We start from the raw sequence: 24,431 nt of genomic DNA on the forward strand, positions 1-24,431 counted from the left end.
GTGCACTAAGGTGAAAATCTTGCGGTTATGCAAAAGTAGTTGTTTTGCCGCAATTCAATCGAATAAAGCAAAGCCGATCAGTCAAAGAAGAGCGCCCGCCCGTGACACAATCCCCGAAGACCCCGCTGCTCGATCAGGTCAACTATCCGGCCGACCTGCGCAAGCTCGAGGATCGCGAACTGCCGCAGCTTGCACGCGAGGTCAGGGACGAAATGATCGATGCCGTTTCCCGCACCGGCGGGCATCTCGGCGCCGGTCTCGGCGTGGTGGAACTGACGATCGCCATTCACAGCGTCTTCAACACGCCTGACGACCGGCTGATCTTCGATGTCGGCCATCAATGTTATCCGCACAAGATCCTGACCGGGCGGCGCGACCGCATCCGCACGCTGCGCCAGGAAAACGGCCTCTCCGGCTTCACCCGCCGGGCCGAAAGCGAATACGACCCCTTCGGTGCGGCGCATTCCTCAACCTCGATTTCCGCCGGCCTCGGCATGGCGGTCGCCGCCGATATCGACAGGACGGATCGGCGCGTGATCGCCGTCATCGGCGACGGCGCGCTCTCGGCCGGCATGGCTTACGAGGCGCTCAACAATGCCGGCGCGCTCGATGCCCGCCTCATCGTCATCCTTAACGACAACGACATGTCGATCGCCCCGCCGACGGGGGCGATGAGCGCCTATCTCGCCCGCCTCGCCTCCGGGCGCACCTATATGGGCTTCCGCGATTTCGGCAAGAAACTGACGGCCTATCTCGGCAAGAATGTCGACCGCGCCATTACCCGCGCCGTCGAACATGCGCGCGGCTACGTGACCGGCGGCACGATGTTCGAGGAAATGGGCTTCTACCATATCGGGCCGATCGACGGTCATTCCTTCGACCACCTTCTGCCGGTACTGCGCAACGTGCGCGACAATGCCAACGGCCCGGTGCTGATCCATGTCGTGACGCAGAAGGGCAAGGGCTATCCGCCGGCCGAAGCCGCAGCCGACAAGTATCACGGCGTCAACAAGTTCGACGTCATCACCGGCGCGCAGGCGAAGGTGAAGCCGAACGCGCCGAGCTACACCAATGTCTTTGCCGAGTCGCTGATCCAGGAAGCCACCCTCGACGACCGCATCGTCGGCATCACGGCGGCCATGCCGAGCGGCACCGGCCTTGACAAGTTCGCCGGGATCTTCCCGTCCCGCACCTTCGACGTCGGCATTGCCGAACAGCATGCCGTGACCTTCGCCGCCGGTCTTGCCGCCGAAGGTTTCAAGCCGTTCGCCGCACTCTATTCCACCTTCCTGCAGCGCGCCTACGACCAGGTCGTGCATGACGTGGCGATCCAGGGCCTGCCGGTGCGTTTCCCGATCGACCGCGCCGGTTTCGTCGGCGCCGACGGCCCGACCCATGCCGGTTCCTTCGACACGGCCTTCCTTTCCACCCTGCCCGGCTTCGTCGTCATGGCGGCAGCCGACGAGGCAGAGCTGAAGCATATGGTGCGCACCGCCGTTGCCTATGATGCCGGCCCGATCTCGTTCCGCTATCCGCGCGGCGAAGGTGTGGGCGTCGACATGCCGGAGCGGGGCCAGATCCTCGAGATCGGCAAGGGGCGCATCGTCAAGGAAGGCACGAAGGTCGCGCTTCTCTCCTTCGGCACGCGGCTTGCCGACTGTCTTCTTGCTGCCGAGGACCTCGATGCGGCCGGCCTTTCGACGACGGTTGCCGATGCGCGTTTCGCAAAGCCGCTCGACCATGCCCTCATCCGCCAGCTTGCCCGCCACCACGAGATTCTCATCACGGTGGAAGAAGGCTCGGTCGGTGGCTTCGGCAGCCAGGTGATGCAGTTCATGGCGATGGACGGGCTGCTCGACCGCGGGCTGAAGGTGCGCTCGCTGGTGATGCCCGACATCTGGATGGAGCAGGCAAAACCGGAGGCGATGATCGCCCATGCCGGGCTCGACCGCGCCGGCATCGTCTCGACCGTCTTCAACGCGCTCGGCCGTGGTGTGGCGGTCGGCGTGGCCGGCTAAGGCGACAGGCCGACCGGTTTTGTTATTCCGGCTTCCTGCCGTCGCGGTAGAAGACCATGCCGCCGTGATGCAGCACGTCGCCTACGAAATCGCCGTCGGCGGAAAAGCCGGTATCGTCCCAATATTCGATATGGTCGCCGGTCACTTCGTAGCGCCCCTGATAGGCGCTCTTTCGCGTGCCGCGCGCCTCGTCGTAACGGCCGTTCGGCAGCAATTCCTGGCGGACATGCCCGTCGCCGGTGATCCACATGCCGAGATAGGGGTGGTTCTGCATTTTTTGCTCCTCTGGCAAAGCCGGCGTGGAGGCGGCCAGCGAAAGGACCGCTCCCGCAAGGGCTGTGCGGATCGCCACGGTCACATCCCCACGCTCAATGTCGGTCGCACGGTAATGTCGTTGACGTCGACATCCTCGGGCTGCTCGATGGCGAAACGGATCGCTCTGGCGATGGCGTCCGGCTTCAGGGCGATCTCACGAAAAGCCACCATCGCCTCGGCCGCGAAGGGCTCGGTGATCGTCTCGGCCAGTTCGGATTCGACGACGCCGGGATAGATGCAGGTCACGCGCAGTTTCCTGTTTTCCTGCCGAAGGCCGTCGGAGATCGCGCGCACCGCATATTTCGTAGCACAATAGACGGCCGCCGTCGGCACGACGGACAGGCCGCCGATCGAGGAGATGTTGATGATCTGGCCGCGCTCCTGCGCGTTCATGATCGGCAATACGGCGGCGATGCCGTAGAGCACGCCCTTGATGTTGACGTCGATCATGCGGTCCCATTCCTCGACCTTGAGCGAGGCCATCAGCGACAGCGGCATGATGCCGGCATTGTTGACGAGCACGTCGATGCGGCCGAAAGCGTCCACCGCCGCCCTGGCGAAGGCCTCCGCATCAGCCCGGTCGGTGACGTCGAGCGCGCGGAACTCGACCGTGCCGCCGCTTTCGCGGATCTCCCTTGCCAGCGCTTCCAGCCGGTCGGTGCGGCGCGCGCCGATCATCAGCCTGGCGCCCGCGGCGGCCAGTTCGCGCGCGGTGCCGGCGCCGATGCCGCTGCTGGCACCCGTAATCAGAACCGTCTTGTCCTTGATACCACTCATGTTCCTGTCCTCATGCTTGCATCCGGACCGCAGCCGGATGCCGCCGGTCCATGCGCATGAAATTGGGCCTGAGGGGCGCAAGCCGATAGCAAGCTTCTCCGGATTTCTTGCACGATCGTCCGAAACCGGATCGCAGCGCTTGGCATTTGCCGCAGCGTCGGTCATGCTGAGCGTATGGAAAAGCTTGCCGAACTCGCAGACCTGATCGATCGCCACACGCGCATGGACGGCAGTTTCGAGACTTCCTTGCCGCGTGTCGGCATCATACGATCCTCCGCCCGCACCGAGCCGATCCACACGCTTTACGAACCGTCGCTCTGCATCGTCGCGCAGGGGCGCAAACGCGCCGTCATCGGCGAGATCGCGCATGTCTACGATGCCGCGCACTATCTCGTCGTCGGCGTCGACCTGCCCGTCATCGGCGCCGTCGTGGAGGCGAGCGCCGACCGGCCCTATCTGTGTCTCAGGCTGCAGCTCGAGCGCGGCCTGCTGGCCGAAATGCTGCCGGCGGCGCAGGGTCGTCCGCCGGAAAGCGCAGCAGCCGGCGTCAGCGCCACGACGCCGGAACTCCTCGATGCCGCCGTGCGCCTGCTGCGGCTGCTCGATGCGCCCGAGGATGCGGAGATCCTGGCGCCCTTGATCGAGCGGGAAATTCTCTACCGGCTCGTTCGCGGGCCGCAGAGCGCGCTTCTGCGGCAGATCGCCAATGGTGAGAGCAGGCTCAACCAGATCGGCCGGGCCATCGATTTCGTGCGGAAGAATTTCAGCGAGCCCTTCGCCATCGAACACCTGGCCTCGGTGGCCGGCATGAGCGCCTCATCCTTCTACGAACATTTCAGGACCGTGATGGCGATGAGCCCGCTGCAGTTTCGCAACCAGCTGCGCCTGCAGGAGGCGCGGCGGCTGATGGTGACGGAGGGCCTGAGTGCCGCCGAGGCGGGTTTCCGCGTCGGCTACGACAGCCCCTCGCAGTTCAGCCGCGATTATGTCCGGGTGCATCATGTGCCGCCACGGCGGGATATCGAGCGTCTGCGCGCGGCGGCCGGCTAGTTTGCAAAAAGAAAGGGCGACATCGAATGCCGCCCCCTCCCCGTTCATCTGTCGGGAGATCGCTCTCAGAATTCGGTCCAGTCTTCCTGGACGACGGCTGCGGCAGCGGTGGCCTGCTTGCCGCCGAAAGCCTTGCTGACCTTGCTGGCGAGCGCACGGGCCGGAGAGGCGACCGGGCGGGACGCCGGCGTTGCGGCAACGGTCCGCGGGGCCGGAGCGGCGGCCTGGGCGCCGAGCTTGAACTGGCGCAGCAGGTCGTCGAGGGCGGCCGCCTCCTGGGCGAGCGCGTGGCTGGCGGCCGTCTGTTCTTCGACCATGGCGGCGTTCTGCTGGGTGCCCTGGTCCATGTTGTTGACGGCCGTGTTGATCTCCTGCAGGCCGATCGACTGTTCGCGGGTGGCCGTGACGATCGCGCCGACATGGCGGTTGATTTCCTGAACCTCGGCGACGATCGCTTCCAGCGCCTTGCCGGTTTCGCCGACGAGGCCGACGCCGGCATTGACCTGTTCGCTCGACGTGGTGATCAGCGCCTTGATTTCCTTGGCGGCATTGGCCGAGCGCTGGGCCAGTTCGCGCACTTCCTGGGCGACGACCGCAAAGCCCTTGCCGGCTTCACCGGCACGCGCGGCTTCGACACCGGCGTTCAGCGCCAGAAGGTTGGTCTGGAAGGCGATATCGTCGATGACGCCGATGATGTTGGAGATCTCGCCCGAAGACTTCTCGATCTGCTGCATGGCCGAAACCGCGCGGCGGACGACTTCGCCGGACTTTTCAGCGCCGAGGCGGGTGCGCTCGACGAGGTTGCCGACATCTTCGGCGCGCTTGGCGGAGTCGCGAACCGTGGTCGTGACTTCTTCCAAAGCGGCTGCCGTTTCTTCGACGGCGGCGGCCTGCTGCTCGGTGCGGCGGGCGAGATCGTCGGCTGCGGAGCGGATTTCGCCGGCGCCGGCATTGATGGCCGAGGCGTTGCGGCCGACGGACTGCAGGGCGGCCTGCAGCTTTTCGACGGCATGGTTGAAGTCGTTGCGCAGGCTGTCATATTGCGGCGCGAAGGCCGTGTTGATGCGGGCGGCGACATCGCCGTTGGCAAGGCCGGCAAGGCCGCCGGCCAGCGCTTCGACGGCAAAGCGGATCTCGCCCTCTTCACGGGCCTTCTGCTCGTCGCTCAACTGGCGCTGACGCTCGGCTTCGCCGCGCATACGGTCGGTTTCGCCGGCCAGCTGCTGCTTTTCGATGGCGGCTTCCTTGAAGACCAGCACGGACTGGGCCATGCGGCCGACTTCGTCCTGGCGGCCGGTCGCCGGCACCTCGATATTGTGGTCGCCGCCGGCCAGACGGTCCATGGCGGCCGTCATGCCGACGATCGGGCGGACGATGGTGCGCGACAGAGCCCAGGCGAGCGCGGCTGCGGCGAGTGCTGCGGCAATGCCGCCGGCCAGAAGCGTGGTCTTGAGATCGCTGTTGGCATCGGCCTGAGCGGCGGCAAGGGCCGTGGACTTCTCGCGCGCCAGCGACTTGATCTTGGCGGAGGCGGCGCGGAAGCCGTCGAGCTGGCCCTTGGTGGCGTTGACGCCGATCTTGACGACGTCTGCGATCGGCGTTTCGGTTTCCTTGCGGGCCTTGGCCTGCGGCTCGGCGAGTTCGTGGAAGTAGAGGTCGGCGGCCTTCTGCATGTCGTCGATCATCGCGACCAGCTGAGGCTCGGCGGCGGCGGTCTGCTTGGCGGCGGCGATCGCCTTCAGCATGCGTTCGCGGTTGGCGAAAATGTCGCCATAGGTGCTGTCGCTGCGGAACAGGATGAAGCCGCGCAGGTTGACGGCCTGCTCGAGCATGGCCTGCAGCGCGTCGTCGATCTGGTTGACAAGAAGCTCGGATTTTTCCTGCTCGGCCGAAGCGCTCGCCGACGTGTTTGCCTTGGAATAGACGAAAGCGGAAACGGATACGAAGATGAGGATGAGTGCTGCGAACGTGGCCGCAAGCTTGCCATTCAAGGATATGTTTCGGGCGAACATCGGTCAATTTCTCCTGGCGACATCAGGCGCGACAAGGGGCGACCACGCACAGGCGCGGCCACAAGACTTCTTGATGAGGAACATGATCGGCGGGGAGGACGCGGGAGCCTTCATGGCACGAAGCGATTCAAAAGCGAACCGCTGCAATCGAGGTGAACCTATGCGGGCAGGGATTTAAATTTGTTTAAATTTGTGCGCCGCAATAGAGATCAGTTTAAATTATTGCGCTCCCGGCAATGCCGGGTCGTGCCCGCGCATCCGGAATGCCAATAAAATGCTTGCAACCGACCGCTTTGCCCGTCATTCACAGCCGATGTCCGATCAGAACAGCCAGCGCCTTGACCAGCTTCTCGTCACCCTCGGCCTCTTTGCGAGCCGTTCGCGGGCGCGCGATGCCGTCTCGCGCGGCACGGTGAAGGTCGCCGGCAGGGTCGTGACGAAGGCCGGCGCCCTCTTCGGCCCGGATGCGGCAATCGAGATCGACGACCCGGCGCAGGACTATGTTTCGCGCGCGGCCCTGAAGCTTGTCGCAGCCCTCGACCATTTCGGGCTCGACCCGGCGGGACGGCACTGTCTCGACGTCGGTGCCTCGACCGGCGGCTTCACGCAAGTGCTGCTGGAGCGGGGTGCCGCGCATGTGACGGCTGTCGATGTCGGCCACGGGCAGATGCATCCGCGGATTTCGGCCGATCCCCGCGTCACCAATATCGAGGGGCTGAACGCCCGCAACCTGACGGCCGGGGATATCGGTGCGCCCGTCGATTTCGTCGTCTCGGACGTCTCCTTCATCTCGCTGAAACTGGCGCTGGCCCCGGCTCTCGAGCTAGCGCAGCCCGGTTCCGTCGCCGCCATTCTCGTCAAGCCGCAATTCGAGGCGGGACGCGAGGCGATCGGCAAGGGCGGGCTGCTCAAGGACCCGGCCTGCGGGCCTGGCGTGGCGGCTGAGCTGGAACGCTGGTTCACGGCGGATATGGGCTGGAAGAGTTTCGGCCTCATCCCCTCGCCGATTTCGGGCGGCGACGGCAATCAGGAATATCTACTGGCAGGAACGAAAGCGTGAGCACGGAAACCATTACCATCGACAGGCTCGGCGCACAGGGCGACGGCATTGCCAGCGGCAAGGACGGGCCGGTCTACGTGCCCTTCACGCTGCCCGGCGAGACGGTCGCGATCGCCCGCGTCAAGAACCACGGCACGGTCATGTCGATCGCGTCTGCCTCCGCCGACCGCCAGGAGCCGGTCTGCCGGCATTTCGGGCCTGACGGCGTCAACGGCACCTGCGGCGGCTGCACGCTGCAGCATATGGCCGACATCCCCTACCGCGCCTTCAAGCGGCAGCTCGTCATGGACGCGCTGAAATCCAAGGGGCTGACGGCAGAGGTGGGCGAGATCGTCGCAGCCCATCCCGGCGAGCGGCGGCGCGTGGTCTTTGCCGCGCGCAAGACCGAGAAGGACATGCTCATCGGCTTCAACCAGGCCGAAAGCCACCATATCGTCGCCATCGAGGAATGTCCCATCTCGTCGGCGGGGATCATGTCCCGGCTGCCGGCGATCAAGGCCGTCGGCGCAGCCGTCGCGACCAACGCCAATGCGTTCCGCATCGCGGTTCTCGAAACACTCTCCGGCCTCGATCTTGCCGTCGAGGGCGCAAGCAAGCTTTCCGACCAGCAGCGGCGCAAGGCGATCGAGGTGGTTCTTGGCCTTCACGGCATCGCGCGTGTCTCGCTCGACGGCGAAATCCTGATCGAGCCGGCGAAGCCCCTCGTCGAATTCGGCGGCGTCAAGGTCTCACCGCCTGCCGGCGGCTTCACACAGGCGACGAAGCCTGCCGAAGAGGCGATGGCCGAACTGGTGCTCGCCCATGTCGGCAAGGCCAAGCGCATCGCCGATCTCTTCGCCGGTGCCGGCACGTTTTCGCTGCAGCTCGCCCGTATCGGCCGCGTACACGCCGTCGAAGGCGACGGCAAGGCGGTTGCGGCCCTCGACCATGCGGCGCGCAACACGCAGGGGCTGAAGCCCGTCACCGTCGAAAAACGCGATCTCTTCCGCCGCCCGCTGATGACATCCGAACTCAAGGTCTATGACGCCGTGGTCTTCGACCCGCCGCGTGCGGGCGCCGAATTCCAGTGCAAGGAACTGGCGCGCTCGGCGGTGAAGAAGATCGTCGCCGTCAGCTGCAATCCGCTGACGCTTGCCCGCGACCTTGCCCTGCTCGTCGAGGGCGGCTACCGCATCACCTCGGTCACGCCGATCGACCAGTTCCTGTGGACCTCGCATGTCGAGGTCGTGGCGACGCTGGAGAAGTAGACGGCCACAACCGCGCGGCTGATGCGCTGGAAAGGCTCAGCGGCGCATGAAGGCCTCGAAAGCGGCGCGCGCTTCGCCGCTCTTGAGGCGCGCCGCGAAATGGCGGGCTTCCTCGTCGATGCGGGCGATGATCTCCTCGCGGGGGCCGCGAATGAGATCGCGGGCGATTTTCAGGGCTTCCGGCGGTTTGGCGGCAAGCTTTGCAGCCGCGGCCAGCGCCTGGCTTTCCACCTCCGCCGGTGCCGCCACTTTCCAGATCAGGCCGGCCTGTCTCGCGTCCTCGGCGGAAAATGCCTCGCCGGCGGCGAGCATGGCAAAGGCGCGCTGATGGCCCATGATGCGCGGGGCGATCAGGCTGGAGGCGGCTTCCGGCACCAGCGCCAGATCGACGAAGGGGGTGCGGAACTGGCTGCGGCCGGAGGCGATCGTCAGGTCGCAATGCAGGTTCAGCGTCGTGCCGATGCCGATCGCCAGGCCGTCGACGCCGGACACGAGCGGCTTTTCGGCATTGACGAGAGCATAGAGGAAATCGATCAGTTCCTGCCCCATGCTGCCGCCCATGGCTGCGGCGAGGAAGTCGCCGATATCGTTGCCGGCCGAGAAGCAGCCGTCGGTGCCGAGAAAGACCGTGGCCCTGATATCGGCATCGGCATTGGCGGCATCGAGCGCCTCGACCATGCTGCGGTACATGGCGCGGGTGAAGGCGTTCTTCTTTTCCGGCCGGTTGAAGCGGATGAGTTGCACGGCCGGATGATCGGCGGACCGTTCGATGATGACGGGGTCGCTCATGTTCAGCTCCTTCAGGCGAGAATTGTGCGGGCCGCGGCAAGGCTTTCGGCGCCGTTGACGATGCGGTCTTTCAACGCGGCCGTTTCCGACAGAAGGTTTTCGGCGGCAAAGCGGCAAAGCGCGACGCGGCCCTCCGCCGCCCCGTCCGCGGTGCGGGCAAGGCCGCCCTTGGCGAGATAGCAGCCGGTCAGCGCGAGGCCGAAAAGGCGCTGGTAGGCTGTGGCGCCGGACAGGGCCTGCGCCAGTTTACCCTCGGCGAGGCGGGCCAGCAGCCAGTCCGTCGCCTCCTGCAGGTCGGCAAGCGACGCATCGAGCCGGTCTGCCGTCATGCCGAAGCCGTCGATGTTCGAACCGCGGACGGATCCGGCGATCGCCTTCAGTTCGGCAATGAACGCCCTGACCTCTCCGCCGTCCGACAGAGGCAGCTTGCGGGTGACGAGATCGATCGCCTGGATGCCGTTCGTGCCCTCGTAGATCGGGGCAATGCGGGCATCGCGCAGGTAGCGGGCGGCACCCGTTTCCTCGATGAAACCCATGCCGCCATGGACCTGGATGCCGAGGGAGGCGACCTCGACGCCGGCATCTGTGGCGAAGGATTTGGCGATCGGCGTCAGCAGGGCGGCGAGTTCCTGCCAGTTCGCGCGGCGATCGGCGGCGCGGTGGGCCATGTCGATCGCGTGGGCGCAGGCATAGGCGATGGCACGCGAGCCCTGCGTCAGCGCCTTCATGGTGAGCAGCATGCGGGCAACGTCGGGATGGTCGATGATCGGGCTCATGCCGGCACCGCTCCAGCCGGGCGCCCTGCCCTGCGTGCGCTCCCTGGCATAGGCGATCGCCTTCTGCGTCGCGGCCTCGCAGATCGCGACACCCTGCATGCCGACGGCAAGGCGGGCATTGTTCATCATCGTGAACATGCAGGCGAGCCCCTTGTTCTCCTCGCCGATCAGCCAGCCGACGGCTCCTTTCTCGGCGCCGAACCTGCCGTCGCCGTAGATCATGGTGCAGGTGGGCGAGCCGTGGATGCCGAGCTTGTGCTCCAGCGAATGGCAGTGGAGATCGTTGCGGGAGCCGAGCGAACCGTCGTCGTTGACGAGGAATTTCGGCACGAGGAAGAGCGAGATGCCGCGCGTGCCGGCAGGGGCATCCGGCAGGCGGGCGAGAACGAGATGGATGATATTGTCGGCCGCATCATGCTCGCCCCAGGTGATGAAGATCTTCTGGCCGAAGATGCGGTAGCTGCCGTCGTCGCGGCGCTCGGCGCGCGCCTTCAGGACGCCGAGATCGGAGCCGGCATGCGGTTCGGTGAGGTTCATGGTGCCGGTCCATTCGCCCGAGACCATGCGCGCCAGGTATTTTTCCTTCAGCGCGGCGCTGCCATGCACGTTCACGGCCTCGACGGCGCCCATGGTCAGCGTCGGGCAGAGGGCGAAGGCCATGGAACCGGAATTCCACATTTCGAGGGCAGCGACATTCAGCATATGCGGCAGGGCCTGGCCGCCGAACTGTTCCGGCGCCGTCAGGCCGTTCCAGCCGCCGGCCGCCCAGTTGCGGTAGAGATCGCGCCAGCCGTCCGGCGTCCTCACCTCGCCATTGGAGAGGCGGGCGCCCTGACGGTCGCCGATCTCGGCCAGAGGCGCGATTTCCTCCGTGGCAAATCGTCCCGCCTCGGCCAGGATGGCATCGACGAGATCCTCGCCGAGATCGCCCAGGATGCCGCCGTCAATTGACTGCGCCATTCCGGCGACGTGCTTCAGCGTGAACGCGATTTCCTCGACAGGCGCCTTATACATCCGATTTTCCTCCGCATTCGGCTGGCAGCCGGCAAAGCCGATACCCCAGCGCCTCCGTTCGAAGAGCTAATTGATTTTTACGTAAACGTCAATTTGCTTTCCGTCGATAAGCTTGGACGAGCGCGCCTTTTGCCTTGTGCTCTTGCGCAAACAAACGTCATGGAGAATCTCTAAGCGTGTCGCGCTCTTTCAGGGCCGGCGCCATGCTGCAGGTTTTGTTTGACGCGAGGCGTTATCGCAAAACCGCTGCACGGTTTTGCGCGGCATGTTTCAGTAGGATTGATCGCTTTCGCGAGAGGATCGGCAAAATGGATACCTTGCCCGTCAACATACCCGGCCTTGTATGGGCCTATCGCTTCTCGCCGGAAAGCAAGGTGGCCGTGCGGCTTCAAAACAGCGCGACCGCCGCCGAGCTGGCCGCCGACGACGGTTTCTACTGGCTGCATCTCAACCTCGCCGATGCCCGCGTGCCCGCCCTGCTCGACACGCTCGGCGTCATGGACGACGCCAAGGCGGCCCTGACGACGCGCGACACGCACGCGGCGCTGACCGTCGACGAACAGATGCTTTTCGGCACGCTGGTCGATTGCCAGCGCGAGTTCGACCAGGACACGGCCAATCTCGGCTGGCTGCACTTTGCGATCTCCGACCGCTACATCATCACCACCCGGCTGCAGCCGCTGAGAAGCGTGGAGCGGGCACGCGCGACGATCGCGAAGAATCCCGGCAAATTCGCCCGGCCCGTCGACCTCTTCGAACTGCTCGTGACCGAATTCCAGCGCACGCTGATTTCCGTCGTCATCGAGCTCACCGAAGAGCTCAACCTGATCGAGGACTTCGTCTACGACAACGCGCCGCGCGACGAACGCCGCAGGCTTGCTCCGGTCCGCCGCACGATCGTGCGCCTGCACCGCCATCTGCGCACCGTGCTGGCGCTGATGCGGCGGGCGGCCGCCTCCGACGAGGACGAAATGCCCTTCGGCTTCGACGACGTTGCCGGGCGGCTGACGAGCCGGCTGGAAACGGTCGATCACGATATCTATGCGCTGCAGGACCGCGCGCGGCTGCTGCACGAAGAAATCGATTCCAAGCTCTCCTCGGAGACGAACCGCCACCTCTACCTTCTGTCGATCATGACGGCCTTCCTGCTGCCGCCGACACTCGTGACCGGTTTCTTCGGCATGAACACCGCCAACCTGCCCTTCGCGGTCGGCGACTACGGCACGGAATATGCCGTCGGGCTTATCGTCGCCTCCATCCTCTTTGCCTGGTGGCTGTTGCGGCGGGTGGACATTCTCTAGGGTATTTCCTTTTCCGCACAAACGAAAACGCCCGGCGCGACGGCCGGGCGTTGTTTGCGAACCGGTGCCTGCCCCTCAGTAATAGGGCGAATAGCACTGCTGGCGCGGGCCGTTATAGGGCTGGAACGTATTGTCGTAAGCCCGGTAGGACCGATAGCGGTTTTCGCACCAGGCGACATGGCTCGGATTGATGCCCGAGGGGGCCGGTGCGGGCGCGTAATAACGCGGCTGGGCGGCAATGGCGCCGCCGATGACGGCACCGGCACCGAAGGCCGCCAGCGGATACCAGTAGCCGTTATAGTGGCGGTAGCCCGGCCGGTAGTAGGAATAGCCGCGATAGCCGCCGTACCAGCCGGGGCGATAGGCCGGACGGTATCCGGGATAGTAGCCTGGGCGATAACCCGGACGATAGTAGCGGCGATATTGGACGTTTTCGACAGGCGACGATTTTTCCACCTGCGGGGCGGCCGGCATCTGGATTGCCTGCGACGGCACGAAGCTCGTCACAACGACGGCGGCGGCCATAACCGCAGTCGCGACCTTCTTACTCAGCCCAAACATTGTGTATCTCCGATCAAGAGCGAAAAAAGCCTGCCGGATAACGGACAAGACGGGAAAACGTTCCCGAAAGACCCGAAGACGGCATTCACGCTCCACTTCTACCGGAGGCGAAATGAACCGGACATTAACCGACGGCGATCGCCCTCAGGCAACGACCGAGAGCTTGGCCTGATCGCCCTGCAGACGGTTAATCATGAAATTCGAATACCATTCGAGAAACTGCATGACGCCGCCTTCGTGGGCCGCGGAATAGGGGCCGGGCTCATAGGCCGGCGAACGGATGCCGAACGCGTTTTCCTCGACAATGCGGCGATCCTGATCGTTGGTTTCGGTCCAGACATGCGTCAGTTCGTCGAGGTTGTAATCGACGCCCTCGACCGCATCCTTGTGGACGATCCATTTGGTCGTCACCGCCGTTTCGTTGGCGCTGAGCGGCAGCACGCGGAAGGAGATGGCGTGGTCGCCGAGCAGATGGTTCCACGTCGTCGGATAGTGGAAGAGCAGCATGGTGCCGATATGGCTGATCGTGATGTCGTCGGAAAGCGGGCGCTTGACGGCGCGCTTGCCGGACATGGTGTAGCTTTCGGCATCCTCGATCAGCGGCATGCGGGCCGTGCGGAACTGCCCGTCCGGCGAGATCTGGAACTTGCTCGGCAGGCCGGCCGCCTCGCAGCGCGCCCAATGGCCGGCGATCTCCGGATCGTCGGCGCCGCCGTCCGTGCCGGTGACGCTCGGGGCTTCCGGATAGGTGCGGCAGAGTTCAGGATGGTTTGCAGCGCAGTGGTAGCACTCGCGGTTGTTTTCCCAGACGAGCTTCCAGTTGCCCTTCTCGATGATGGTGCTCTGGAAGGCGATCTTGGCCTCGCCGATATGGTGCGGCGCCATATAGGGCTCGATCTTGTCGCGCACCGTCTGGAAATCCGGCGCGACGTTGGCGAGGCAGATGAAGACGTAGCCGGCCACCGTTTCGCAATGGACCGGCTTCAGCCCGAAGCCGCTCTTGTCGAAATCGTCGCCCATGTGGCGGGCGAAGGCGAGCTTGCCGTCGAGATCGTAGGTCCACTGGTGATAGGGGCAGACGAGGCGCACGGAAGAGCCGTGCTCCTTGGTGCAGACGCGCGAGCCGCGATGGCGACAGCTGTTGTGGAAAGCACGGATGACATTGTCGCGGCCGCGCACGATGACGACGGGATAATCGCCGATCTGGACGGTGAAATAGGCGCCCGGCTTCGGCAATTCGCAATCATGGCCGATGAACAGCCAGTCGCGGTAATAGATCATCTCCATGTCCAGACGGAAATAATCCTCGTCGATATAGAAGGGCTGTTCGAGACTGAAACCCTCGCGGCGGCTCTTGAGCTGGCGCAAAACGTTGCTGCGAATATCCATCTGCCTATCCTCGTGCCTATGGCTGCCGCCCCGCTGGAGCCCGGCAGCGGAAGCGCGGCCGCTTCCTTCTCCGTCCGGAGAGCTGGTCATGGCGTTATTTAAGCACCGAGCATGCCGCCCGCTTGGTTGTAAAGCGACATCCGCTTCGAAAATGACGACAGGGAGCCCGGCCGGTTTGCGGAAACAGCCACATGGCCTTGATGATCGTCAATTGCGACATTTCGCGGCGCTTCAGACATAAACGAATCCAATGCCGCGGGCAAAGCCCTGTCGCATTTGCGACATGCAGGCTGCGAACCCGGCTCCGGCAGCTTCTTCCTGCCGTTTTAACAGGGCGTTAAGCATGAAATCCTATCCTTGCCGGCGACCCACACAGCAAAGACTGCGGAACGCCATGGCCAAACTTCGATATTTCGACGCGCGGGAAGAGATAAAGCCTGCCGAACCGCGGCTTCTCACCAAACACTCGGAATTCCTGCGCACCGGCCGCATCAGCCGGCGGCGCGAAGACTGGCTTCCGGAAGAGCGCCGCTACCTCACCCATGAGGAAGTAGCCGCAAAGACCGCACGCAAGCTGCAGGCCGCCGGCGAAAAGACCCACCAGAACATCAATGGCTTCCATCGCGCGATCCAGTTTCCGAAAATGATCTTCCACCGGACGCTGGCCGACAGCCCGCATCTCGGCTACTGCCACGTCACGGCCTCGCGCACCAAATTCGCCCGCTACGACGAGGTGGCCTGGGCCTTCTACATCGCCAACTTCTATTCCGATATCGGCGACAACGACAATTTCTTCGACAATATCGCGGTGCAGAATTCCCGCATGTATTTCGCCGTGGCGATCAAGCCCGGCGAGAGCACGCCGGAGAAGATGGTGGTCGACCGCTCGGTGCGCGGCAACGGCCTGCTCTTCCGCACCAACGATCCGCAGATCGCCATCCGCAACATCCTGCTGCTCGGCGCCCGCAACGAGCAGCTGCGCCAGATCATCCGCCAGCTGTAGGCCGCAAGCGCTTCAGGCGGGATTGATCGCGCCGCAAGGAAGGCCTAATGACTGCCGCAGCAATAACCGGGCAGCACATGGCACGCATCATCGACATCAGGGCGGACAGGCAGGCAGCGCTTGCGGCCGGCTGCGCGGCACTTGCCGAAGGCTTTGCGATCGCCATCCCCACCGAAACCGTCTACGGACTTGCCGCCGACGCCACCAATCCGGCGGCGATCACCCGCATCTACGAAACCAAGGGCCGGCCGCGCTTCAATCCGCTGATCTGCCACATGGCCGATCTCGCCATGGCCGAAACCTATGCCGAATTCGATCCGGTCTCTCGCGCGCTTGCCGAAGCCTTCTGGCCCGGCCCGCTGACGCTGGTCCTGCCGCTGAAGGCCGGAACATCGATCCACGCGCTGGCAACGGCCGGCCTCGACAGCGTCGGCATCCGCATACCGAAGGGTTTTACCGGCGATCTCATCCGCGCCTTCGGGCGGCCGCTGGCGGCTCCAAGCGCCAATACGTCGGGCAAGGTCAGCGCCACCAGCGCGGCCCATGTCGAGGCCGATCTCGGCGCGAAAATACCGCTCATCCTCGACGCGGGCGCAAGCACGGTCGGCGTGGAATCGACGATCGTCAAGCTCGAAGACGGCGAGTTGCGGCTGCTCAGACCAGGCGGATTGCCGGCCAGGGAGATCGAGCGGGTCGCCGGAAGGCGGCTGTTGCGTTCGAAAAAAGCGGCTGCCGCGATCGAAGCGCCGGGCATGCTCGCCTCGCATTACGCACCGGGCGCGGCCGTGCGGCTCGACGCCACGGCACTGGAACCCGGCGAGGCGCTGATTGCCTTCGGCCCGGACAGGGTGGCAGGTGCGGAGCGGGCGGCGATTACGCTGAACCTCAGCCCGCGCGGCGACCTTTCCGAAGCGGCCGCCAATCTTTTCGACTACATGAAGAGGGCCGATGCCAGCGGCGCCGCCGTGATCGCCTTTGCGCCAATCCCCGACGAAGGGCTTGGAGAGGCGATCAACGACCGGCTGCGGCGCGCAGCGGCACCGCGCGAGTGAGGAAGAGGAACAGGCTCCATGAGCAGCACAAGCATTTCGCCTGAGATCATCGAGCGTTTCACCGCCATCGTCGGCGAGAAATACGCGCTCCGCAGCGAGGCGGATCTGGCGCCGCACCTCATTGAAAACCGCGGCCTCTACCACGGCTCCTCCCCTCTCCTCCTCAAGCCCGGAACGGTCGAGGACGTCTCCGCGATCATGAAGCTCGCGACCGAAACCGGCACGGCCATCGTGCCGCAGACCGGCAATACCGGCCTTGTCGGCGGGCAGACGCCGCGCGAAGGCAAGGCGGACATCATTCTTTCGCTCGAACGGATGAACCGGATCCGCGACGTCGATCCGGTCGCCAACGTGCTGGTCGCCGACGGCGGGGCGATCCTTGCCGACGTGCAGAAGGCGGCCGAGGCGCACGGGCGGCTGTTTCCGCTGTCGCTCGGCTCGGAAGGCTCCTGCCGCATCGGCGGAAACCTCTCCACCAATGCCGGCGGCACGGCGGTTCTGGCCTATGGCAACATGCGCCAGCTCTGCCTCGGCCTCGAAGTCGTGCTGCCGACCGGCGAGATCTGGGACGGGCTGCGCCGGCTGAAAAAGGACAATACGGGCTACGACCTGCGCGATCTCTTCATCGGCGCCGAAGGCACGCTCGGCATCATCACCGGCGCGGTGCTGAAGCTCTTTCCGCAGCCGCTCGGCCATCAGGTGGCCTTTGCCGGGCTTTCCACCGTCGAGGATGCGCTTTCGTTCTTCAACCTCGCCTCCAGCCTCTGCGGCACGTCGCTGACCGGCTTCGAACTGATGCCGCGTTTCGGCGTCGAGATCACCGCGCGCCATATAGACGGCGTGCGCGATCCCCTGGAGACGCCGCACGACTGGTATGTGCTGATCGACATTTCCACCTCCGATTCTGCCGAGACAGCCGAGCGGATGATGAATGCCGTGCTGGAGCAGGGTTTCGAAGCGGGCCTCGTGCAGGATGCGGCCATCGCCTCCTCCGTCGCCCAGCAGAAGGCGCTCTGGCACATGCGCGAGAGCATGTCCGACGCGCAGAAGCCGGAGGGCGGCTCGATCAAGCACGACGTTTCCGTGCCGGTTTCGAAGATCCCGCATTTCATGAGGGAAGCCGAAGAGGCCGTCATGGCGGCAATGCCCGGCGCGCGCATCTGCGCCTTCGGCCATATGGGCGACGGCAACATCCACTACAACATCTCGCAGCCCGTCGGCGCCGACAAGGAAGCCTTCATCGCCCGCTGGCACGAGATGAACCATATCGTGCACGGGCTGGTGCTGGCCCATGGCGGCTCGATCTCCGCCGAGCACGGCATCGGCCAGCTGAAGCGCGACGAGCTGGCGTCGATCCGGCCGGCGATCGAAATGGAACTGATGCGCCGCATCAAGCGGGCCTTCGACCCTGCCGGCATCATGAACCCGGACAAGGTGGTGAGCCTCTAAGGCCTCTCCATCAAGACGCGGTTCTGCGTCCGGAGCATGTCCGCGTTTCGGAAAGGCCCCGGAAGTTCACCCCGTCGCTCAAAGCAGCGATGTCGCCTGACCGGTGCCGCCGGTCAGGATCTGCAGCGCCGGCGACTGCTGGGTGTTGTTCTGGATGTCGTACATGGCCGTGAAGCGCCTGATGAGCTTGTCGACCTTCTTGGGGTCGTGCAGGTCTTCGAGCTTCACGAAGCGGTCGAGCAGGTCGACCTGCTTTTCCACGTCCATCGCCGATATCTGCTGCGGCAGGCTGTAGGTCGTCTGGATGACCTGATAGAGCGCCTTGTCGCCGAGGATCTGGTAGAGCGAGGTAATGTCCGTCGCCTTGCGCTTGAAGTAGAGCGCCAGACGCACGCCGTCATTGGTTTCGCCCTCCTGGGTTTCCAGGGTCAGCTGCACATATTGCTGCTGCGTCGTCGCTTCGGCCTGCTTGTCCTGGATCGTGCCCATCTTCGCGCGGGTCAGGTTGCCGTCCTTGTCGAAGTTGAAGGAGCCGACGATCTCCTTGAAGCGCTCGTCCGCCTTGGTGTTGAGGTAGCTCTTCTTGTCGTCGGGATCGGACGTGAAGATCTTCTTCAGCGTATCCTTGTCGTATTCCTTCGGATCGAAGCCGTTTGCCTTCAGCATGAGATCCGTCAGACGCTTGTCGGCCAGGAAATCGTCGAGGGAGTTGATACCGGGAATGGTCTTGCCGAAATAGTCGACCTCCTCGGTGGCAGCCTTGGCGGCGCGGTCCTTCGCGGGGCCGTCCTTCATCAGCATCGTAACCTGCGCCCTGTAATCGGTTGCATATTTCGCCATGGTGGCGGCGGACAGGACCGACATGGGCTGGGCAGCCTTGCCATCGGGACCGAAATTGAAGGCGCGCACCATCTTGGTGATGCGGTCGTCCTTGAAGGAGGCGACATATCCGTTCGGGTCGTAGGGATCGCTGGCGAGCAGCTTGCGCATCATGGAGCGCGGAACGTCGGCCGTCGTCAGGCCGTAAGCCTGCAGCGTCATCTGGTAGAGATCCGGATAGGAGTCGTTGCCGAGGACGGTATCGGCCCTGTCGTTGGTTTTCATGAAATCGTTGACGCTCTTCACGCCCGCGGAATTGTCGTCATCCATTCGCGTCTTGTAGTTCGCGATGATGCGATCGATGAGATCATTGCCCTGGTCGTTGACGCGGGCGCCGTAATTGTCGCCGGTCGTCATCGTCTGTTCACCGGTCTGGGCGGTCGTCAGCGTCGGCAGCGATCCGTCGGCGGCGAAATTGAAGGCGGCGTTGAGCTCGCTCTGACCGACGGAAGCGGCATGGGCCGGGTCGGTAAGGATATTCCGGAGCTCGGCATCGGTCGTGTCGTAAGCCAGGCCGTAGGCCATCTTCAGGTAATCCGTCAGGGACGTATCGGCCAGCAGCTGATCGACATCGTTGATGTCGCCCATCCGGTCCAGAATGCCTTCCTCGCGGATGGTGGTGGCCGAATTCACGGAAGCCAGCTGCGCGGGGCTGTGCACCGTAAGGCCGGGGACGACCGTGCCGTCCGCCTGGAAGTTGAAAGCCGCCGCCACCTTGGCATAGGGGCCGGTGCCGCTGTGATCGACAAGGATGTTGCGCAGATCGGCGTCCGAAACGCTCGAAGGGATGCTGAAGGCATAACGGATGTAGCTGTTGAGCTTCTGGTCGCCCAACACCTGATCGACGTCGGTGAGCCCGTTGATCGTCGTGACATAGTAGTTGGCGGCCGCTTCCACTTTCGCGTTCATCGCGGCGGTCTGCCCGGCGTCCTGCGAAACGGTATTGGCAGCAAGCGTGCCGTCCTGACGGAAATTGAAAAGCTGGTAGACGTCGCTGTAGCCCTCGGAAGCGGCGACGGCGGGATCGGTCAGGATGCCGCGAAGCGTGGCGTCGCTGATTTCGTTGCCGATCTGCAGGCTGGTGCGCAGGAAACTCATCGCCCTGTCGTCGGCCAGAAGCACGTCGACCGCCGGGGTCGCGCCGTCGTTGGTGAGATCGGCAAGCTTGACGTGATAGTAGGAGGCATTGTTGGTGACGAGCAGGTTGATGCCCTGAAGCTGGGTCGCGTTCTGTGCGCCGACGACGACACCGGTCGGCAGCGTCTCGAACGTCACCGAACCGTCGGCGTTGAAATTGAAGGCATCGTGGATATCCAGGTGGCCAGCGTTTGTGGCATAGTCGGGGTCCGTAAGGATGTTCCTCAATTCGGCATTGCTGAAATCCTGACCGAGGCCGTAGGCGTCCTTGATATAGGCCGTCAGCATCTTGTCGGACAGCAGTTCGTCGACGCTGTCGATCGGGCTGGTGCCGCCGGGCGGCATCATCATGTTGGAGAAATAGCTCGATACGTTCGACGCAGCGCTCGTCATGCCGCCCAGCTGTTCGTAGGACTGCGCGCGCTCGTTCGGAGAAACCGTGCCGTCGGACCTGAAATTGAACGCCTCCCAGGCCGCGCCCATATCGACCGAGCGGGCATAACCGGGGTCGGTCAGGACATTGCGCAGCTGCGTGAAGCCCGGATCCATGCCGAAGGCGGCGCGAACATAATCGGCAAGCCGTTTGTCGTTGACCAGCTGGTCGACATTGGTGATCGAACCGATCTTGGACAGGTAATAGGTCCTGTTGAATTCGGACATCGCCTGGCTGACATAGTAGACGTCGCTGCCCGTTCCGAGGCGATCGACGATCTGGATCGCGGTATTGATGTTATACTGCTCCATCACGTAGTTTTTCTGTGCCGCGGCCTGGGCAGAACCGCCGACGGCCGGGGCGCGGAACCGGTAGAGTTCGGCGACCTCGTCGGTCTGGGCCGCGTTCTGGGCGGCACCGTTGACCGATCCGTCGGCGTTGAAATCGAAATAGGACGCCAGTTCCTTGTATTTGCTTCCGACATAATTGAGCGACGGATCGGGATTGCTGATCGGCGGATCGCCCCCGAGCGTCGCTGGATCGCTGGTCAGGACCATCTTGACGAAGGCGTCGTCGGCCGTCGCCGGATCGATGCCGACGGATTGCAGCACCACCGTGCGCAGGCGTGGATCGGCAAGAAGATCGTCGACCGACTGTACCGAACCGATATTGTCGCGGAAATACTGGGCGTCGCCATTGTCCGGCTTGAAGTTGAACTGCTGCGCGAGCGCGTAGAGCTTGTCGCCGACATAGGTCTTGGTCGGATCGAAGGACGGATCGGTCGGGTCGGGCGCCTTGCCGCCCAGCGTGCTGATATCCGTGGTCAGGACCTCGGTAATGTAGTCCTTCGACATATAGGTCGGGTCGATGCCGACGCTCTTCAGCGCATAGTTCAGAAGACGGGGATTGCCGACCAGGTCCTGCACGGTCTTCGCGTCGTCGATCTGGGCGCTGTAATAGTCCGTTTCGGCGGCCGTCTGCTTTTCCGTATCGGCGAAGGACTGCTTGTAGAGGCCGATCAGATCGTCTTCCTGCTCGTCCGTCTGAACATCCTTGGGCGGCGCATTGAAATTGAAGGCAGCGGCGAATTCCCTGTAGCGCGTATCGGAAAGCTTGTTGGCGAAGCTGTTCGCATCCGTGAGGTCGCTCTCCAGAACCTTCTTCATGAAGGCCTTGGCATAGATCATGTCGTCAAGGCCGTAGGCTTTCATGGCGTAGCTGTAGAGCTTGTAATCGCCGAGAAAGTCGTCGAGATCCTTCACCTTGTTGATGTTCTCTGCGTAGTATTCGGCGTCTTTTTTGACCTGCGCCTGGTTGGCGACGCGGTCGAGACTCTTTGGCATATCGCGGGACAGAATGACGTATGCCAGGGATGCCGTAATCATGGATGCGCCCTTTTCAGCAAAGTCTTTAAAGAATTGACAGACTATTGGTGCGTGCATTTTGCCAGGCAGAGCTTGCCCGAGACTTGCCTGAAACTGTCCCGCCTTGATGCGGGGCCGCGTTCACATTCCGGAAACCCTGCCATATTCGTTTTTGCTAACCATCCCCGGAGGCAGGATTTTCTTAACCGCGATTTTTAAGCTGTACGGAACGGGGGCCGCCTATTGTCGGGCCATAGAGGACGAAAAGTCCCAACGAGAAGACCGGAAACCGGCTCTCAGGTAAGACAAGGGTAGAAATGAAATGAAGAATACCGTTCTGAAGCCCGTCTGGGCTGGCACGACATTGCGTCTTGATCCGTCTCGCTTTCCGCAGCAGGTAAGCTATGCCATCCACGACCATGCCGGTGACGTCAGCATAACGATCGACGAACGCGGCGCGGTCCTGCGCAAGATTCTCCCCTCCAGCGGCCTGCCGCTCTCCATCGCCCTGCCGCGGCGCGTCTTCAAGGGCGTTGCCGCCCGCGCCATCGACCACGGCAACGGCGAAGTCACCGTAACGCTCGAACTGCATCACGAAGATCCGGAACTCTGCATTCCGCTGCTGGTGGCCCACGATCTCGGCGATATCGCTGCCGACTGGCGCAGCTGGTCGGAGGCCTACGGCATCCCCATGCTGATGGTGGAAGCCGACGGCATCGCCCGCCCGCTCGAAGAACATATCGGGGGGCTGCGCACCGGCGACATGAAGCCGCGCCGGCGCCACTCCTATTTCGCCAACCGGCGCCCGCGCTTCCTCGTGCGCCGCACCACCGGCAAGCTCGGCGTCATCATGAAGATCGAGGGCAAGGAAATCATCGCCCGCAACTGAACGACAGGTTCAGATCCTACCCGCAAACCCGGCCCTTGCGCCGGGTTTTTCATTTGCGCTCAGGGAATGGCGAAAAGCAGCGAGACGAACAGGCCGAGAAAGACGATCAGCCCGACACGGGTGTTCGACTTGAAGAGCGCGAGGCACTGGGCGCCGTCGTCGATATCGAGCGTTCTGATCTGCCAGGCGAACATGCCGGCCGCAATCAGCAGGCCGACATAGGCGAGAAGCCCGACGCCGGCAAAGGCGAAAGACAGGAACATCAACAGGAGAGTGAGCCCGTAAAGGCCAACAAGCGCCATGCGCGTGCGCTCGCCGAAGAGGCGCGCGGTGGAACGGACGCCGATCAGCTCGTCATCCTCCTTGTCCTGATGCGCATAGATCGTGTCGTAACCGATCGTCCAGACGACCGACGCGAAATAGAGCAGGACCGCGGAAAAGGACAGGCTGCCGAATATGCCGGCCCAGCCCATCAATGCGCCCCAGGAGAAGGCAAGGCCGAGGAAGAATTGCGGCCAGTCGGTAAACCGCTTGGCGAAGGGATAGAGGGCGACGATGCCGAGCGACAGCACGCCGAGAATTACGGCAAACCAGTTGAACTGCAGGAGTACGAACAGGCCGACCAACGCCTGCAGGCCAATGAATATCTTCGCCTGCCGGCGCGTCACACGCCCGGAAGGCAGCGGGCGAGAGCGGGTGCGCGCCACCTGCATGTCGATCTCGTGGTCGACAAGGTCGTTATAGGTGCAGCCGGCGCCGCGCATGGCGACGGCGCCGATGAAATACAGGAACAGATGGTAGAGCAGAAGGGCGCCGGAAAAGACGCGCGGCTCGATCGCCGCATTGGCGGCAAGCGCGGCCGACCAGAAGCACGGCCACATGAGCAGCTGCCAGCCGATCGGCCTGTCCCAGCGCGCCAGCTGCGCATAGGGCCACAACCAGGGCGGCAGGATGCGATAAACCCAATTATCCGAGGGCGCATCGGCAACGCGCCCGTTGAGACCGTCAATCTGTTGCATTGAGCCATCTAGCGACGGCCGGCATTCGCGGTCAAGACGCGATTACGGGGCGCGATCGCAGAGCCGGGTCAGTTCAGCGTGAAATTGAACTTGTAGCTTGCCGATACGCCGATCACGAACTGGTTCTTCGACCCCTTCTCGCGCACGAGGCTGCTGTCGGCCGCCGGGCCGGCAAGGCGCTTGTATTCGGCAAAGGCGCTGGTCGACAGGTTTTCGGTCGCGTTCCAGGTGAGCGCGGTGCCGACGCCGTAGGACTGGATGCCGGCGGAGGGATCGTAGGGTTTCAGGCCGCTGGCCGCCGCCTGCTTGTCGTTGACGCCGTAATAGGAATCGAAATAGCCGCCGGTCGCAAAGGTGGCGCGCGGGCCGCCCGACAGCTGCAGGTCGGGCGCGATATCGGTGAAGGCGTCGACGGCGAGATCGGCCACGAGGCCGTCATGCGAGCGGATGCCCTGGCGCACTTCGGCGCGGGCGCGCAGCCAGTCGGTCGGGTAGACTTCGGCAAAACCGCCGACTTCCGCACCCCACTTGACCTTCTTCAGACCGTGCAGATCGCTATCGTCATCCGGATCGCGCTCCGGCACGTAGCGCCCGACGATACCGGCACGGAAGCCGCCATTGTCGACGAGGGCGAAGGAGGGATTGTCGTTGCGCGAGGAAAAGCGCGGGCCGGTGCCCTGGCGGCCGACCGAGATCAGCGGGCTGAACTTGAATTCGTTGGTCGAGGCGCCTTCGAACTTCGGCGCGGAAAAGCCTGACACGCCGACCTTCAGATACCAGTCGCCGGACCACCAGTGGCCGCCTTCCTGAGCGGAGGCTGTACCGAAAGAGGCAAGGGCAATAGCTAAAGAGATCGATACGACTGATCGATTAAACACAATCCGCACTCCAGAAAAC

The 24,431-nt window shown here is 63.7% G+C and carries 19 protein-coding genes; 9 read left to right on the forward strand and 10 right to left on the reverse strand.

Going from position 1 to position 24,431, the window contains the following annotated elements; genetic code table 11:
- Positions 1-101: 101 nt before the first annotated feature.
- Entirely contained in the window at positions 102-2,018 is a 1,917-nt protein-coding gene (gene dxs, locus ACU8HS_RS04690) for a 1-deoxy-D-xylulose-5-phosphate synthase (protein WP_112573347.1), read from the forward strand.
- Positions 2,019-2,040: 22 nt separating this feature from the next.
- Here the strand turns inward: dxs and ACU8HS_RS04695 are convergent, their stop codons facing one another.
- Entirely contained in the window at positions 2,041-2,331 is a 291-nt protein-coding gene (locus ACU8HS_RS04695) for an Atu4866 domain-containing protein (protein WP_377313827.1), read from the reverse strand.
- Between the two features lie 41 nt (positions 2,332-2,372).
- Positions 2,373-3,110 carry an SDR family oxidoreductase gene (locus ACU8HS_RS04700; RefSeq protein ID WP_113414483.1) on the reverse strand — a complete coding sequence of 246 codons (738 nt, stop codon included), beginning with the start codon at positions 3,108-3,110 and terminating at the stop codon, positions 2,373-2,375.
- Between the two features lie 174 nt (positions 3,111-3,284).
- Here ACU8HS_RS04700 and ACU8HS_RS04705 point away from each other — a divergent pair, with 174 nt between their 5' ends.
- A complete protein-coding gene (locus ACU8HS_RS04705; RefSeq protein WP_447015483.1) occupies positions 3,285-4,160 on the forward strand; it encodes an AraC family transcriptional regulator N-terminal domain-containing protein in 876 nt (291 codons plus the stop codon).
- 65 nt (positions 4,161-4,225) lie between these two features.
- Here the strand turns inward: ACU8HS_RS04705 and ACU8HS_RS04710 are convergent, their stop codons facing one another.
- Positions 4,226-6,172, reverse strand: coding sequence for a methyl-accepting chemotaxis protein (locus tag ACU8HS_RS04710; protein ID WP_112758171.1), 1,947 nt, complete (start codon positions 6,170-6,172; stop codon positions 4,226-4,228).
- A gap of 274 nt (positions 6,173-6,446) precedes the next feature.
- Here ACU8HS_RS04710 and ACU8HS_RS04715 point away from each other — a divergent pair, with 274 nt between their 5' ends.
- Both ACU8HS_RS04715 and ACU8HS_RS04720 read left to right on the forward strand, forming a co-directional pair.
- The gene (locus ACU8HS_RS04715) at positions 6,447-7,232 is read left to right on the forward strand and encodes a TlyA family RNA methyltransferase (protein WP_447015484.1); all 786 of its coding nucleotides are present in this window, start codon (positions 6,447-6,449) and stop codon (positions 7,230-7,232) included.
- A complete protein-coding gene (locus tag ACU8HS_RS04720) occupies positions 7,229-8,479 on the forward strand; it encodes a class I SAM-dependent RNA methyltransferase (RefSeq protein WP_447015485.1) in 1,251 nt (416 codons plus the stop codon). The genes ACU8HS_RS04715 and ACU8HS_RS04720 overlap by 4 nt, the downstream gene beginning before the upstream one ends.
- Before the next feature lie 36 nt (positions 8,480-8,515).
- Here ACU8HS_RS04720 and ACU8HS_RS04725 read toward each other — a convergent pair whose 3' ends face one another.
- Positions 8,516-9,268, reverse strand: a complete 753-nt coding sequence (locus tag ACU8HS_RS04725; RefSeq protein ID WP_112573208.1) for a crotonase/enoyl-CoA hydratase family protein — start codon at positions 9,266-9,268, stop codon at positions 8,516-8,518.
- 11 nt (positions 9,269-9,279) lie between these two features.
- On the reverse strand, positions 9,280-11,058 hold the full coding sequence (locus ACU8HS_RS04730; protein ID WP_447015486.1) for an acyl-CoA dehydrogenase: 1,779 nt from the start codon (positions 11,056-11,058) through the stop codon (positions 9,280-9,282).
- A 308-nt stretch (positions 11,059-11,366) separates the two neighbouring features.
- Here ACU8HS_RS04730 and ACU8HS_RS04735 point away from each other — a divergent pair, with 308 nt between their 5' ends.
- Positions 11,367-12,359 carry a transporter gene (locus tag ACU8HS_RS04735; RefSeq protein WP_112573204.1) on the forward strand — a complete coding sequence of 331 codons (993 nt, stop codon included), beginning with the start codon at positions 11,367-11,369 and terminating at the stop codon, positions 12,357-12,359.
- A 75-nt stretch (positions 12,360-12,434) separates the two neighbouring features.
- Here the strand turns inward: ACU8HS_RS04735 and ACU8HS_RS04740 are convergent, their stop codons facing one another.
- Together ACU8HS_RS04740 and ACU8HS_RS04745 are read right to left on the reverse strand one after the other, a co-directional pair.
- On the reverse strand, positions 12,435-12,920 hold the full coding sequence (locus ACU8HS_RS04740; RefSeq protein ID WP_112704506.1) for a BA14K family protein: 486 nt from the start codon (positions 12,918-12,920) through the stop codon (positions 12,435-12,437).
- A 144-nt stretch (positions 12,921-13,064) separates the two neighbouring features.
- Entirely contained in the window at positions 13,065-14,309 is a 1,245-nt protein-coding gene (locus ACU8HS_RS04745) for an aromatic ring-hydroxylating oxygenase subunit alpha (RefSeq protein ID WP_112573200.1), read from the reverse strand.
- Between the two features lie 394 nt (positions 14,310-14,703).
- On the opposite strand from ACU8HS_RS04745, the gene ACU8HS_RS04750 reads away from it, so the two are divergent.
- From ACU8HS_RS04750 to ACU8HS_RS04760, 3 genes are all read left to right on the forward strand, one after another.
- Positions 14,704-15,312, forward strand: coding sequence for a DUF6656 family protein (locus ACU8HS_RS04750; RefSeq protein WP_112573199.1), 609 nt, complete (start codon positions 14,704-14,706; stop codon positions 15,310-15,312).
- 77 nt (positions 15,313-15,389) lie between these two features.
- Positions 15,390-16,364, forward strand: a complete 975-nt coding sequence (locus ACU8HS_RS04755) for an L-threonylcarbamoyladenylate synthase (protein ID WP_447015880.1) — start codon at positions 15,390-15,392, stop codon at positions 16,362-16,364.
- Between the two features lie 18 nt (positions 16,365-16,382).
- Positions 16,383-17,813, forward strand: coding sequence for an FAD-binding oxidoreductase (locus tag ACU8HS_RS04760; RefSeq protein WP_112758159.1), 1,431 nt, complete (start codon positions 16,383-16,385; stop codon positions 17,811-17,813).
- A 78-nt stretch (positions 17,814-17,891) separates the two neighbouring features.
- On the opposite strand, the gene ACU8HS_RS04765 is transcribed toward ACU8HS_RS04760, so the two are convergent.
- A complete protein-coding gene (locus ACU8HS_RS04765) occupies positions 17,892-21,647 on the reverse strand; it encodes a DUF1217 domain-containing protein (protein ID WP_447015487.1) in 3,756 nt (1,251 codons plus the stop codon).
- A gap of 301 nt (positions 21,648-21,948) precedes the next feature.
- On the opposite strand from ACU8HS_RS04765, the gene ACU8HS_RS04770 reads away from it, so the two are divergent.
- Complete coding sequence (locus ACU8HS_RS04770; RefSeq protein ID WP_112573191.1) at positions 21,949-22,515, forward strand: DUF6101 family protein; 567 nt, start codon at positions 21,949-21,951, stop codon at positions 22,513-22,515.
- 59 nt (positions 22,516-22,574) lie between these two features.
- Here ACU8HS_RS04770 and ubiA read toward each other — a convergent pair whose 3' ends face one another.
- A complete protein-coding gene (ubiA, locus tag ACU8HS_RS04775) occupies positions 22,575-23,534 on the reverse strand; it encodes a 4-hydroxybenzoate octaprenyltransferase (RefSeq protein ID WP_112573189.1) in 960 nt (319 codons plus the stop codon).
- A 68-nt stretch (positions 23,535-23,602) separates the two neighbouring features.
- On the reverse strand, positions 23,603-24,412 hold the full coding sequence (locus ACU8HS_RS04780) for a MipA/OmpV family protein (protein ID WP_112573187.1): 810 nt from the start codon (positions 24,410-24,412) through the stop codon (positions 23,603-23,605).
- Between the last annotated feature and the right edge of the window lie 19 nt (positions 24,413-24,431).

This window comes from Rhizobium sp. KDH_Rht_773_N (genome assembly GCF_052946295.1).